At 51.4% G+C, this 14197-nt stretch carries 11 protein-coding genes; 6 read left to right on the forward strand and 5 right to left on the reverse strand.

Annotated elements, in window-relative coordinates; genetic code table 11:
• Nucleotides 1-22: 22 nt before the first annotated feature.
• Nucleotides 23-1699, reverse strand: a complete 1677-nt coding sequence (gene ybaL / locus C3D30_RS04865; RefSeq protein ID WP_000546194.1) for a YbaL family putative K(+) efflux transporter — start codon at nt 1697-1699, stop codon at nt 23-25.
• 237 nt (nt 1700-1936) lie between these two features.
• Complete coding sequence (gene fsr / locus C3D30_RS04870; protein WP_001251623.1) at nt 1937-3157, reverse strand: fosmidomycin MFS transporter; 1221 nt, start codon at nt 3155-3157, stop codon at nt 1937-1939.
• Nucleotides 3158-3377: 220 nt separating this feature from the next.
• Between fsr and ushA the strand changes: the two genes are divergently transcribed.
• Entirely contained in the window at nt 3378-5030 is a 1653-nt protein-coding gene (gene ushA, locus C3D30_RS04880; RefSeq protein WP_000670593.1) for a bifunctional UDP-sugar hydrolase/5'-nucleotidase, read from the forward strand.
• A 36-nt stretch (nt 5031-5066) separates the two neighbouring features.
• Here ushA and ybaK read toward each other — a convergent pair whose 3' ends face one another.
• Both ybaK and C3D30_RS04895 read right to left on the reverse strand, forming a co-directional pair.
• Entirely contained in the window at nt 5067-5546 is a 480-nt protein-coding gene (gene ybaK / locus C3D30_RS04885; protein ID WP_105286544.1) for a Cys-tRNA(Pro)/Cys-tRNA(Cys) deacylase YbaK, read from the reverse strand.
• Nucleotides 5547-5748: 202 nt separating this feature from the next.
• On the reverse strand, nt 5749-6543 hold the full coding sequence (locus C3D30_RS04895; RefSeq protein WP_000365167.1) for a TraB/GumN family protein: 795 nt from the start codon (nt 6541-6543) through the stop codon (nt 5749-5751).
• 132 nt (nt 6544-6675) lie between these two features.
• On the opposite strand from C3D30_RS04895, the gene C3D30_RS04900 reads away from it, so the two are divergent.
• Nucleotides 6676-6978, forward strand: a complete 303-nt coding sequence (locus C3D30_RS04900) for a type II toxin-antitoxin system RelE/ParE family toxin (RefSeq protein ID WP_000372162.1) — start codon at nt 6676-6678, stop codon at nt 6976-6978.
• A 35-nt stretch (nt 6979-7013) separates the two neighbouring features.
• On the forward strand, nt 7014-7355 hold the full coding sequence (locus C3D30_RS04905; RefSeq protein ID WP_000806436.1) for a HigA family addiction module antitoxin: 342 nt from the start codon (nt 7014-7016) through the stop codon (nt 7353-7355).
• Nucleotides 7356-7412: 57 nt separating this feature from the next.
• Here C3D30_RS04905 and copA read toward each other — a convergent pair whose 3' ends face one another.
• The gene (gene copA / locus C3D30_RS04910) at nt 7413-9917 is read right to left on the reverse strand and encodes a copper-exporting P-type ATPase CopA (RefSeq protein WP_000083985.1); all 2505 of its coding nucleotides are present in this window, start codon (nt 9915-9917) and stop codon (nt 7413-7415) included.
• 261 nt (nt 9918-10178) lie between these two features.
• Between copA and glsA the strand changes: the two genes are divergently transcribed.
• From glsA to C3D30_RS04925, 3 genes are all read left to right on the forward strand, one after another.
• The gene (gene glsA / locus C3D30_RS04915) at nt 10179-11111 is read left to right on the forward strand and encodes a glutaminase A (protein WP_105286545.1); all 933 of its coding nucleotides are present in this window, start codon (nt 10179-10181) and stop codon (nt 11109-11111) included.
• A gap of 2 nt (nt 11112-11113) precedes the next feature.
• A complete protein-coding gene (locus C3D30_RS04920; protein WP_105284678.1) occupies nt 11114-12406 on the forward strand; it encodes an APC family permease in 1293 nt (430 codons plus the stop codon).
• Between the two features lie 340 nt (nt 12407-12746).
• On the forward strand, nt 12747-14102 hold the full coding sequence (locus tag C3D30_RS04925) for a TolC family outer membrane protein (RefSeq protein WP_105286546.1): 1356 nt from the start codon (nt 12747-12749) through the stop codon (nt 14100-14102).
• The last annotated feature ends 95 nt before the right edge of the window (nt 14103-14197 follow it).

Here is a 14197-nt window from a genome sequence, read left to right on the forward strand (position 1 = left end):
CGGCAATGGCGACATTAATGTATTACCCCGTCACCACCTCGCCAGCCGGTGGTGTTTCCAGCAGTTCCAGCATAGTACGGGCGATTTCACGTTCACCCATCACCACCTGATTCGCGCCACGTTCGGTGATATACGCCACCTCATCGTCATAATGGGCGCGGGCAATAATCTCAATATCTGGGTTTTTGGCGCGAGCAGAGGCCACAATCTCGCCAGCTTCGTAACCGTTAGGAATGGTCAGAATCAGCCATTTCGCGCACTCCAGATGCGCAAGGTGCATAATCTCTTCGTTCGCCGCGTTGCCCAGTACCGCGCGAACGCCACGCTCACGCAGTTCATCAACGCGGGTTCGTGATGTTTCAATCACCACTAACGGAATATCAGAGGCGAGTAATTTCTCCCCCAGCAGACTGCCTACACGACCGTAGCCAACCAGTAGCGCATGGTTGCAAATATCCACCGGGATCTGCTTCTCTTCTTCGATAGCTTCTTCCAGCGTCTGTTCTTCCAGTGTTTCGGTCTTTGCCAGATATTTTTCCAGCAGCGCGAACAGTACCGGGTTGAGCATAATAGACAGGATCGCGCCTGCCAGTACCAGGTTTTGCCCGGCCTGTGGCAGCAGATTCAGCGCCATCCCCAGCCCCGCCAGGATAAACGCGAACTCACCAATTTGCGCGAGGCTGGCGGCGATGGTTAACGCCGTGCGCTGGGAGTGACCAAACAACCGAACGAGGAACAGTGCCGCGACCGATTTACCAAACAGAATAATCGCCAGTGTTGCCAGCACTGCCAGCGGTTGCTGAATCAGAATTAACGGATCAAATAGCATCCCAACGGAGACGAAAAATAGCACCGCAAACGCATCGCGCAATGGCAGCGTATCATGCGCCGCGCGGTGGCTAAGTTCGGATTCATTTAGCACCATCCCGGCGAAGAATGCGCCGAGTGCAAAGGAGACGTCAAACAGTTCTACCGCACCAAAAGCAATGCCTAATGCCAGCGCCAGCACCGACAGGGTAAACAGTTCTCGCGAACCGGTTGCTGCGCTTCGCGCCATAATCCACGGCACCAGACGGCGACCCACTAACATCATAATGGCGATAAATGCCACCACCTTGCCGATGGTGATTCCCATATCAACCGCCAGCGTCGCAAAGCCCACGTCGCCCTGTTCCAGCATTCCAGCCACTGCGGGCAGCAACACCAGCGTCAGAACCATTACCAGGTCTTCCACAATCAACCAGCCGATGGCGATTTGCCCGCGCTGACTGTCTATCAACTGCCGTTCTTCAAGCGCACGCAGCAGTACCACGGTACTGGCGGTAGAAAGACACAAACCGAACACGATGCCAGTCATTAACGACCAGCCGATCACGGCAGAAAGAGCCATACCCAGCAACGTCGCTACCGCTATCTGGGCGATCGCGCCGGGAATGGCGATGGACTTTACCGCCATCAAATCCTTGAGCGAAAAATGCAAACCGACGCCGAACATCAGCAGAATAACGCCCAGCTCCGCCAGCTCTGGTGCCAGTTTGGTGTCGGCAACAAACCCTGGAGTAAAAGGTCCTGCCAGCACGCCTGCTAACAGATATCCCACCAGAGGAGAAATACGCAGTTTATTAGCAATCATGCCGAGGATAAAAGCGAGCACAAGGCCGCCAACAATGGTGGTGATAAGCGGGGTGGCGTGATGCATTCCGTCTCCTGTTCCTGGTGGTTGTTGTCCATTTTTGGCTGGGAAAACCAAAATTACAGGTAATAGTTTATGACAATTTCATTGTTGATGTTTATGAATAATTGTTGAATTTTGCAGAAAAATGGAATTAACCGCAAAAAAGGCACGGATCGGAAAAGTGATAAGGTGCAGGAAGAGGAAAGGCTTATGGCTACTGTAAAATGAGGCAGCCAAAGTTTACCTTTGGCTGCCTGGAAATCAGGATTTATGCCGGTTATCAGGCAAGAATATGGTCAACATACCAAGAAGTGGAAGGAAAGCACAGATTTTATAAACTAACTCGATACTGGTATGGTCGGCGATAAGCCCCAGAACCGCAGCACCCAGCCCCCCCATACCGAAAGCGAAACCGAAAAACAGTCCAGAAACCATGCCTATACGCCCCGGAAGTAGCTCCTGAGCGTAGACCAGAATGGCAGAAAACGCCGAGGCGAGGATAAATCCAATAATTACCGTTAAAACCCCCGTCCAGTACAGGCTGGCGTAGGGTAAAATCAAGGTAAACGGCGCAACGCCGAGGATAGAGCCCCAAATTACATATTTTCGACCGATTTTATCCCCGACAGGCCCGCCAATCACCGTACCCGCCGCGACGGCAAACAGGAAGGCAAACAGATGAAGCTGGGCATTCTGGATGGATAATCCGAATTTTTGCATCAGATAAAAGGTGTAATAGCTGCTGATGCTCGCCATATAGAAATATTTCGAGAAAATCAGCACTAACAGCACGCAAACAGCCAGCACGACCTTATTACGCGGCAGTGGATTGATTATTATTGCTTTCGGTTTGCCTTTACTCATCCGATGCTGTGCAGAGTACCAACGGCTGATTTGCGCCAGAACCACGATAGCCAGCAACGCCGCCAGCACAAACCATGCAACGTTGCCTTTGCCGTAAGGGGCAATGATGACCGCCGCCAGCAATGGCCCCAACGAACTGCCAAAGTTACCGCCCACCTGGAAGATAGATTGCGCCAGGCCATGACGTCCACCAGACGCCATACGCGCCACGCGGGAAGATTCCGGGTGAAAGACCGACGAACCCGTACCGACCAGCGCCGCCGCCAGCAGAACCGTACCAAAACTACCCGCCAGCGCCAGCAGTATCAGGCCGCTCATGGTAAAGCACATGCCAATCGGTAATGACCACGGCATTGGGTATTTATCTGTCCAGTAGCCGACTACCGGTTGCAGCAGCGAAGAAGCGAGCTGAAAGGTGAGGGTAATCATCCCAATCTGCATAAACGTCAGGGAAAACTCTGACTGAAGCAGCGGATAAATCGCCAGAATTAGCGATTGGATCATGTCGTTCAGCAGATGCGAGAGGCTGATTGCGCCTAAAATACCAAATGATGTACGAGCCTTAGTGGTCGATGCAGCCGCGCCCGCCGCAGGCTGGGTTTGTTCACTCATTGCCATAGGAAAGTCACTTTTTCAGAGTTGCGATGTAAAGAATTATCTTATTTGTGATTATTACCCGACTAACATACCTGTATGCGCTGTCTGAAGGAAGTCTCAATGCTTAATACAGAATTTCCATTTTTGTATGTAGATTTACCATCACCGAACACAGACTTGTCTATTATGTCGCGTCATACTAATTTTCAACACGTTGATATCTGGTCAGGGAGAGAGAAATATGAAGTTTTTGCAGCGGGGTGTGGCATTAGCATTATTAGCCGCATTTACACTGGCGAGTGAAACCGCCCAGGCTTATGAGCAGGATAAAACCTACAAAATTACGGTACTTCATACCAACGACCACCACGGTCATTTCTGGCGTAATGAATATGGCGAATATGGTCTGGCGGCGCAAAAAACGCTGGTGGATGGTATCCGTAAAGAAGTCGCGGCTGAAGGCGGTAGCGTGCTGTTACTTTCAGGTGGTGACATTAACACTGGTGTACCGGAATCAGATTTACAGGACGCCGAACCGGATTTTCGCGGCATGAATCTGGTGGGGTATGACGCGATGGCGATCGGTAATCATGAATTTGATAACCCGCTCACCGTATTACGCCAGCAGGAAAAATGGGCAAAGTTCCCGTTACTCTCCGCCAATATCTATCAAAAAAGTACCGGCGAGCGCCTGTTTAAACCCTGGGCGTTGTTTAAGCGTCAGGATCTGAAAATCGCGGTAATTGGTCTGACGACCGATGACACGGCGAAAATTGGTAACCCGGAATATTTCACCGACATTGAGTTTCGTAAGCCCGCCGATGAAGCGAAGCTGGTGATTCAGGAGCTGCAACAGACAGAAAAGCCAGACATTATTATTGCAGCCACGCATATGGGGCATTACGACAATGGCGAACACGGTTCAAACGCACCGGGCGATGTAGAGATGGCGCGCAGCCTGCCTGCCGGATCGTTGGCGATGATCGTCGGCGGTCACTCGCAAGATCCGGTCTGCATGGCAGCAGAAAATAAAAAACAGGTGGATTACGTGCCGGGTACGCCTTGCAAGCCGGATCAACAAAACGGCATCTGGATTGTCCAGGCGCATGAGTGGGGCAAGTATGTGGGACGAGCCGATTTTGAGTTTCGCAATGGCGAAATGAAAATGGTCAATTACCAGTTGATTCCGGTGAACCTGAAGAAAAAAGTGACCTGGGAAGACGGAAAAAGCGAACGCGTGCTGTACACCCCGGAAATCGCTGAAAACCAGCAAATGATCTCGCTGTTATCCCCGTTCCAGAACAAAGGCAAAGCGCAACTGGAAGTGAAAATTGGTGAGGTTAGTGACCGCCTTGAAGGCGACCGCAGCAAAGTTCGTTTCGTACAGACCAATATGGGAAGGTTGATTCTGGCAGCACAAATGGATCGCACCGGAGCCGACTTTGCGGTGATGAGCGGAGGCGGGATTCGTGACTCCATCGACGCGGGTAACATCAGTTATAAAAACGTGCTGAAAGTGCAGCCGTTCGGCAATGTGGTGGTGTATGCCGACATGACCGGTAAAGAGGTGATTGATTACCTCACCGCCGTCGCGCAAATGAAACCAGATTCCGGTGCCTATCCGCAATTTGCCAACGTCAGCTTTGTGGCGAAAGACGGCAAACTGAACGACCTGAAAATCAAAGGCGAACCGGTCGATCCGGCAAAAACTTACCGTATGGCGACATTAAACTTCAATGCCACCGGCGGCGATGGTTATCCGCGCCTTGATAACAAACCGGGCTATGTGAATACCGGCTTTATTGATGCTGAAGTGCTGAAAGACTATATCCAGAAAAACTCGCCGCTGGATGCGAGTGCGTATGAGCCGAAAGGTGAGGTAAGCTGGCAGTAATCTGAAAGTGCCGGATGTTCGCATCCGGCACAATGCTTAATCGCGGCGGGCGATATCGGCAAATTTGGCATTGAGGATCTTCGCCAGATCGCCTGCCGCAAGTTCAATATCCAGCCCGCGCTTGCCGCCGGAAACATAAATAGTGGCAAATTCTTGCGCGGGGGCATCAATAATCGTCGGCAGACGTTTTTTCTGCCCCAGTGGGCTAATTCCCCCAACCAGATATCCCGTCGAACGCTGCGCGACCATCGGATCGGCCATTTCCACTTTTTTGGCACCCAGCGCCTTTGCCACCTTTTTAAGATCCAGTTGGCCGGCGACAGGCGTAACGGCCACCGCCAGATGTTTCATATCGCCGTTCACTGCGACCAACAGCGTTTTGTACACCTGATCTGCATTCAACCCTAATTTTTTGACCACTTCATCGCCAAAGTTGGTTTCAGCCGGATCGTGATCGTAGGTATGAATCTGGAATGAAATCTTGTTTTTTTCGAGTAATTTAACTGCGGGTGTCATCGTAATTTTCCTGCCTCAAACAAAAAACGGAGAAAGCATACGCCTGATGGCGGCTCAAAAAAAAGAGTCATCTTGCCTAATAGTATTGGCAGGATGGTGAGATTGAGCGACAATCGAGTTACACCGTCGCTTAAAGTGACGGCATAATAATAAAAATATGAAATTCCTCTTTGACGGGCCAATAGCGATATTGGCCATTTTTTTAGCGCAACATTTGTGGCAAATTCCCTTCTCCATAAAGATGTAACGCACCGACCGCGACCACATAGCGCCCCGGTGGCATAGCGCGTAATTTATCCCGCCAGGCAAGATTTCGCCGATGCATCAGCACGTCGTACAGCGACTGGCTGAACGTATTGGGCAGTGTTATTTCATTATTTTGCGGCGGCGCATTCAGCCACCAGCTCATCATTTGTTGTAGTAGCCGTGCGTTGGTATGCCAGTGGGTCAGCGTATCGTCCAGCAGCGCCAGTCCTTTGTCGGGGAGCTGGAGCAACATGGCAATCTGGTTTTCTGCCCCTTCCAGTTCAATCACGGTTTTATGTTGTTGTTTCGCCGCCTGCAATAGCTGGTAATCGATACCATATTCAGCCCTCAGCCCCAGTTTTTGCGCCTGCGTCGCCTGAAGAACCATCGCGATTTGCCACAGCGGTTGGCTAGAAAAGAGCGACGGAGAAATGCCCATCTCTTGGCTGATGTGCTGCAGATTTTGCCATTGTTCTTCGCTGATGCGCTCTTCCAGCGCCTCGCAGGCAGGCAAATTAGCAAAAGGCGTATCGCTGGTGGAAACATCCGCCTCGACAATCAGCGCATCGGCTTGTTTGAGCTTTTTAAGCAAACGGGCGGGTAGAGGAGCCATATCGTGGCTACCCATATGAATACTGCCAATCAGATGAAAATGGCGATTGCCGGTGAGAGAGATATCGATGGCAGGCCAGGTGTAATGATTACCGCGCAGCGCGGCCCAAAGTGTTTTTACCCGGTACAACAGATCCATACGACCTCCCTTTGTGAAATATCATGCTAGCGCGCGGGGAGGGATGGCGCAAATGGAGTTGATTGTTGCACTTGTGCACAGTGCTTGTGTGCATTATAATGATTAAATAATGGACAAGGAGATGAGAATGGAATGGATCAAAAAATCAACATAAGGAGTTTTCGTGATGCCTGGCTGGCTGATTTTTTTGTCCACTCAACGCCACATCGAAAGATCCCAGCTGAAATCCATAACGCGTTATCAAGAAAATTGGACATCATTAATGCTGCAACTTCTCATCGGGATTTACGTTCCCCACCAGGGAACCGGTACGAAGAGTTATCGGGGAAATTGCAGGAATACTCCTCCATTAGAGTGAATAAACAGTACCGACTGATTTTTAAATGGGTTAATGGCAAGGCCGAAGAATTGTATTTAGATCCACACGACTACTAAAACATAGCTGTCGCGATGACGAGAAAGGTAAAACCATGAAACAGGCAACAAGAAAACCGACGACACCCGGAGATATTCTTCTCTATGAATATCTGGAACCGTTCGATTTGAAAATCAATGAGTTAGCAGAGTTGCTACATGTTCATCGTAATAGCGTCAGTGCACTGATTAATAACAATCGTAAACTCACAACGGATATGGCATTTCGCCTGGCTAAAGTTTTTGATACCTCAGTCGATTTTTGGCTAAACCTCCAGGCGGCAGTTGATCTTTGGGAAGTTGAAAACAACATGCGCACCCAGGAAGAATTGGGACGGATTGAAACAGCGGCTGAATATTTGGCACGCCGTGAAAAGCGAGCAAAGAAGGTCGCGTAGAATAATTTCCCCATAACGGATGCGCCACCCTAAAGCAGCGCATCCGCAATGACATACTTATTCCTTCGGTTTAAACCGCAGCAACCGGTTGGCGTTACTCACTACGGTAATCGATGAGAGTGCCATTGCCGCCCCGGCAACTACCGGGTTAAGCAGCGTTCCGGTGAACGGCCACAAAATACCTGCGGCGACCGGAATACCGATACTGTTGTAGATAAACGCGCCAAGCAGGTTTTGCTTCATATTGCGTAGCGTCGCGCGGGAGATGGAGAGTGCGTCTGCAACCCCCATCAGGCTATGGCGCATCAGGGTAATCGCCGCTGTTTCAATGGCAACATCACTGCCGCCACCCATCGCAATACCTACATCCGCCTGGGCCAACGCTGGCGCGTCGTTAATGCCGTCGCCCACCATCGCTACCTGGCGTCCCTCGCTTTGCAGACGTTTAATCGCTTCGGCTTTACCATCCGGCAATACACCCGCAATCACTTCATCAATCCCTGCTTCTTTGGCGATCGCATTGGCTGTGGTTGGGTTATCGCCGGTTAACATTACCAGACGATATCCTGCTTTATGCAGGCGTTGCAGCGCCGCCACGCTATCGCTACGCAATGGATCGCGTACCGCCAACAGAGCCACCGCTTTGCCATCAACGGCCAGCAACACCGGCGTTGCGCCTTGTGATGCCTGGGCTGAAATATCAGCTTCAATCGCTTTCGTATCGACTTGCTGGTCATTTAACAGCGCCTGATTCCCCAGCAGCAGTGAATGGCCTTCCACTTCGCCACTTACCCCTAGTCCGCGCAATGTGCGGAAGCCATTGACCTGTGGCAGCGTGATATTGCCTGCTTTATCGAGGATCGCCCGTGCCAGCGGATGGCTGGAACCTTGTTCCAGCGCCGCCGCCAGACGCAACGCCTGCGCTTCATCAACATCAGAAAACGTTTTTACTGCGACAACCTGCGGTTTACCTTCGGTCAGCGTCCCGGTTTTATCGAACACCACGGTGTCGAGCGTACTGGCGCGTTGCAGCGCGTCGGCGTCACGCACCAGCACACCAAATTCTGCCGCGCGCCCGACGCCGGAAATAATCGACATCGGTGTTGCCAGCCCCAGCGCACATGGACAGGCGATAATCAGCACCGTGGTGGCAATCACCAGGGTATAAACAATTTGCGGTGCTGGCCCAAAGAAATACCAGATTGCTGCACTGATCAACGCAATCACCACTACCACCGGTACAAATACGGCAGAGATTTTATCCGCCAACTGACCGATTTCTGGCTTACTGCTCTGGGCCTGGCGCACCATGCGAATGATCCGCGACAGCGTGGTATGGCTGCCGACTGCGCTGGCGCGAAACAGCACACTACCGTCCTGCACCACCGTCCCGGCATGAACGCTGTCGCCTTCGCCTTTTTGCTGTGGAATAGGTTCGCCCGTCAGCATCGCCTCATCCAGCCACGCTTCGCCCTGAGTGATTTCGCCATCCACCGGCACACGGTCACCGGTTGTCAGGCGCAGCAACATACCTGGCTGAACGTCTGCCAGCGGCACACTCTTTTCACCTTCGTCAGTGACCAGTCTCGCCGTCGGTGGGGTTAAATCGAGTAATTTCTCCAGCGCCTTCGATGAACGCTGGCGTGCACGCGCTTCCAGCATATGACCGAGGTTGATCAGACCGATAATCATCGCGCTGGCTTCGTAATAAAGATGCCGCGCTTCCATCGGGAACCACTGCGGCCACAGGTTAACGCTCATTGAATAGAGCCACGCCACGCCAGTACCCAGCGCCACCAGCGTATCCATCGTCGCCGCGCCGTTGAGCAGGCTTTTCCATGCACTGCGGTAAAAATGCCCGCCCGCGAAAACCATTACCGCCAGCGTTATCAGACCGATTACCAGCCACAGGCTGCGGTTGTCGGCGGTGACCATCATGTTATCGCCGATCATCCCCCAGACCATTACCGGGATACCCACCGCCAGGGCGACAATCGCCTGCCAGCGGAAGCGTTTCATGGTTGCGACGGCAGTTTCTTGCTGGCGCTCACGGCGTTTAGCGTCATCTTCAATCGCTTCCGCGCCGTAGCCTGCTTTTTCCACCGCCTGCACTAAATCTTGTGCGGAGGCACTGCCCATCACCAGCGCAGTGCGCTCCGCCAGGTTTACCCGTGCCTGGGTGACGCCCGGTACGCTTTGCAGCGCATTTTGTACGCGGGTGACACAGCTGGCGCAGCTCATGCCGCTCAACAGCAACTGCTGGCTATCGTCGTCATCGGCGGTTGCTGCCGGAAGCTCCTCAGAAACCGCTGTCAGTGCTTCCGACGGGATTGATGACTCCGCCAGCGGTTTAGCCTTTGGGTGGCTTACAGATGCGTCATAACCCGCTTGCTTGATGGTTTCGATAAGCTGTTCCGCGCTGGCAGTACCGGTGACGTGCGCTTCCGTAATTGACACATCTGCCTGCTCAACGTCCGGGCGCTGTTCGAGACTTTCTTTCACGCGTTTAACACAGTGACCGCAGGACAGGCCGTCCAGGGTCAGGTCGATAGTTTGTGACATAACGTACTCCTTTAAGACAGTTTTGACTGACTGTGATAAAGGGTAAACCTTCCAGCAAGGGGAAGGTCAAGAAATTATTTCGTCGCGCAATGAAAACGCGATAGAGATTAAAAAATTGGCTCAATTTGCATCAGGATTAGACATTTATCTCTTTGTTTTCCTTTGGTTAAGTTGCGGGTGCTAAGTTAAATCAGGATGCCTGAAAATTGGCATCGGGATGAGGAATAGCCTCCCGCATCTATAAAAAGGAGTTAACAACAGATGTCAGATGCAAAAAATTTACAGCAGGCAGTGGATCAGGCATTTACCCAATTTCACTCACTTAACGGCGGGCAAAATGCCGATTACATTCCCTTTCTGGCAAATGTCCCCAGCCAACTGGCGGGGGTAGCTATTGTGACTTGTGATGGCAATATCTATCGCGCGGGTGATAGCGATTACCGCTTTGCGCTGGAGTCCATCTCGAAAGTCTGTACTTTAGCCCTCGCGCTGGAAGATGTCGGCCCGCAGGCGGTACAGGACAAAATTGGCGCTGACCCGACCGGATTGCCTTTTAACTCAGTCATTGCCTTAGAACTTCATGGTGGCAAGCCGTTGTCGCCGCTGGTGAATGCAGGCGCTATCGCCACTACCAGTCTGATCAAAGCCGATAATGCTGAACAACGCTGGCAGAGAATTTTACACATCCAACAACAACTTGCTGGTGAGCAGGTGGTGCTCTCTGAGGAAGTAAACCAGTCGGAACAGACCACCAACTTCCACAACCGGGCGATTGCCTGGCTGCTGTATTCCTCTGGATATCTCTATTGTGATGCGATGGAAGCCTGCGACGTGTACACCCGCCAGTGCTCCACGCTTATCAATACCGTTGAACTGGCTACGCTTGGCGCGACGCTGGCGGCGGGCGGTGTTAATCCGCTAAGCCAAAAACGCGTTCTTCAGGCCGACAATGTGCCGTACATCCTGGCCGAAATGATGATGGAAGGGCTGTATGGTCGCTCCGGTGACTGGGCGTATCGCGTTGGCTTACCTGGCAAAAGCGGCGTCGGTGGTGGCATTCTGGCGGTAGTGCCTGGCGTGATGGGTATTGCCGCGTTCTCGCCACCATTGGATGAAGAAGGCAACAGTGTTCGTGGACAAAAAATGGTGGCATCGGTCGCTAAACAACTCGGCTATAACGTGTTTAAGGGCTGATCATGATGAACACGGAAGGTAATAACGGTGACAAACCTCTGGGACTATGGAATGTGGTTTCCATAGGTATCGGGGCGATGGTAGGGGCGGGGATCTTTGCCCTGCTGGGGCAGGCGGCGTTGCTAATGGAAGCCTCGACCTGGGTCGCTTTTGCTTTTGGCGGCATTGTGGCGATGTTTTCCGGATATGCCTATGCGCGCCTTGGCGCAAGTTATCCCAGCAATGGCGGGATTATTGACTTCTTTCGCCGGGGATTAGGCAACGGTGTTTTTTCGCTGGCGCTCTCGTTGCTGTACCTGATGACGCTGGCGGTGAGCATCGCGATGGTTGCCCGTGCCTTTGGTGCTTATGCTGTGCAGTTTTTGCATGAGGGCAGCCAGGATGAGCATCTTATTTTGCTCTACGCGCTGGCGATTATTGCCCTGATGACGCTGTTCAACTCCTTAAGCAACCATGCAGTAGGGCGGCTGGAAGTGATCCTTGTCGGCATCAAAATGATGATCCTGCTGTTGCTGATTATTGCGGGCGTCTGGTCGCTGCAACCGGCGCATATTTCCGTCTCTGCGCCCCCCAGCTCCGGCGCGTTCTTCTCCTGCATCGGGATTACTTTCCTCGCCTATGCGGGCTTTGGCATGATGGCGAACGCGGCGGATAAAGTGAAAGATCCGGCGGTCATTATGCCGCGAGCATTTTTGCTGGCGATAGGCGTTACCATGCTGCTCTATATTTCCCTGGCACTGGTACTGCTTAGTGATGTTTCGGCATTAGAGTTAGAAAAATATGCTGATACCGCCGTAGCGCAGGCTGCTTCTCCACTGCTCGGGCATGTGGGTTATGTGATAGTGGTGATAGGTGCCTTGCTGGCGACGGCATCAGCCATCAACGCAAACCTGTTTGCGGTGTTTAATATCATGGACAACATGGGCAGCGAGCGCGAGTTGCCAAAGATAATGAATAGATCCCTGTGGCGGCAGAGTACGTGGGGTAACATCATCATCGTGGTGTTGATCATGCTGATGACGGCGGCGCTTAATTTAGGTTCCCTGGCCAGCGTTGCCAGCGCCACCTTTTTGATCTGCTACCTTGCGGTGTTTGTGGTGGCGATCCGTCTGCGTCATGATATTCACGCCTCGTTGCCAATTCTCATTGTCGGTATGCTGGTCATGCTGTTGGTAATCATCGGTTTTATTTACAGTTTATGGTCCCAGGGCAGCAGCGCACTAATGTGGATTATTGGCGCACTATTACTAAGCCTTATTGTGGCAATGGTAATGAAACGGAATAAAACCATATAAAATCTACCTGCGCGCAGTGCTTTCTGCGCTGCGCCTTTATTTTTTCTTAATCAAATCCTCCGTCTTATACCTTTAATAAATAAGTCACAAAAAAATGGTATATACAGGATAAAACTGTGATTCTTATCACTTCTTTCTATAGATTATTCTCAATGCGGATGATGGTAATCTAAAACTCGTAGTGTATTCTTAATAAATAACGTATAAGATTTTTAGCTGCATTTCTTTTAATAGGGGGAATAAAACGAAAGAGATGCACAAGTTATTACCCTTCTTAAATAAAATGAGGCTGGTTATAAAAACCAGTTAAAATAATGACCTGGAAGGAAGTGACTTATCTATGGCGCGATTACAATTAAAAAACCGTAAAAATAAATGCCTGATATTTTTAATAAGTTTTATTGTGATGGGAGAAAACGCGCTTGCAGCGCCATTACCACAATGGGCTACCGCCCCTGCGGTTACGTCGGTTGCCAGTTTATCCTTACAGGAAAGTATATTACGCGCATTTGCGCGAAACCCCGACGTCACCCAACAGGCGGCGCAGATAGGTATTGGCGAAGCGCAAATCGATGAAGCCAAAAGTGCCTGGTATCCGCACGTTGGCTTAACCGGTAACGCGGGGCCGTCCCGACAAACGGACTCCAGCGGCAGGCTTGATAACAACGTTTCGTATGGCATAACCCTGACGCAGCTAGTATATGACTTTGGTAAAACGAACAACGATATCAAACTGCAAACTGCCGCTCGTGACAGCTACCGCTTTAAATTGATGGCAACCCTAACCGATGTCGCAGAGAAAACGGCGACCACCTATATGGAAGTTAGCCGTTATCAGGCTTTGTGCGATGCGGCTCAACGCAATATTCACTCGCTGGAAAATGTCTACAACATGGCGGCACTGCGCGCCAACGCCGGCCTGAATTCATCTTCTGATGAATTGCAGGCGCAGACACGCATTGCCGGAATGCGCTCGACGCTGGAGCAATATCAGGCGCAAATGGCGAGCGCCAAAGCGCAACTGGCGGTGCTGACTGGCGTACAGCCGGAGGCGATAGCCGCGCCACCTGCGGAATTAGCCGAGCAGCCGGTATCGCTAAAAAATATTGATTACCAGTCCATTCCGCTGGTGCTGGCGGCAGAAAATTTACGCCAGTCGGCACAGTACGGCGTGGAAAAAACCAAAGCGCAATACTGGCCGACGCTCAGTATTCAGGGGGGCAAAACGCGCTACCAGACCAGCGATCGCTCGTACTGGGACGACCAGTTACAGCTGAACGTTAACGCGCCGTTGTATCAGGGCGGCGCGGTTTCAGCCCAGGTACAACAGGCCGAAGGGCAACAAAAAATCTCCGCCTCGCAGGTCGAACAGGCAAAACTGGATGTATTACAACGGGCATCGGTGGCGTATGCCAACTGGACTGGCGCACGGGGGCGCGAAGAAGCCGGTTTAGCGCAATCCGAAAGCGCACACAAAACGCGAGATGTGTACCAAAATGAATATAAATTAGGTAAACGCAGTCTGAATGATCTATTAACCGTCGAGCAAGATGTCTTTCAGGCGCAATCGGCTGAAATAAATGCCAATTATGATGGCTGGGTTGCCGCAGTAAATTATGCCGCTGCGGTTAATAACCTTATTCCATTAGCGGGAATTAAACAGGGCTTATACAACGACTTACCCGACTTAAAATAATCCTGCCATTATTAATATCAGGTAGGCATCGTTGTTGAGTTATTACCTTTGTCTTATTTAGATAAATGGACTCGCTAAGGATGTGCGCCATTTAT

The sequence above is a fragment of the Escherichia sp. MOD1-EC5433 genome (assembly GCF_002966005.1).
Lineage (GTDB): Bacteria > Pseudomonadota > Gammaproteobacteria > Enterobacterales > Enterobacteriaceae > Escherichia > Escherichia ruysiae.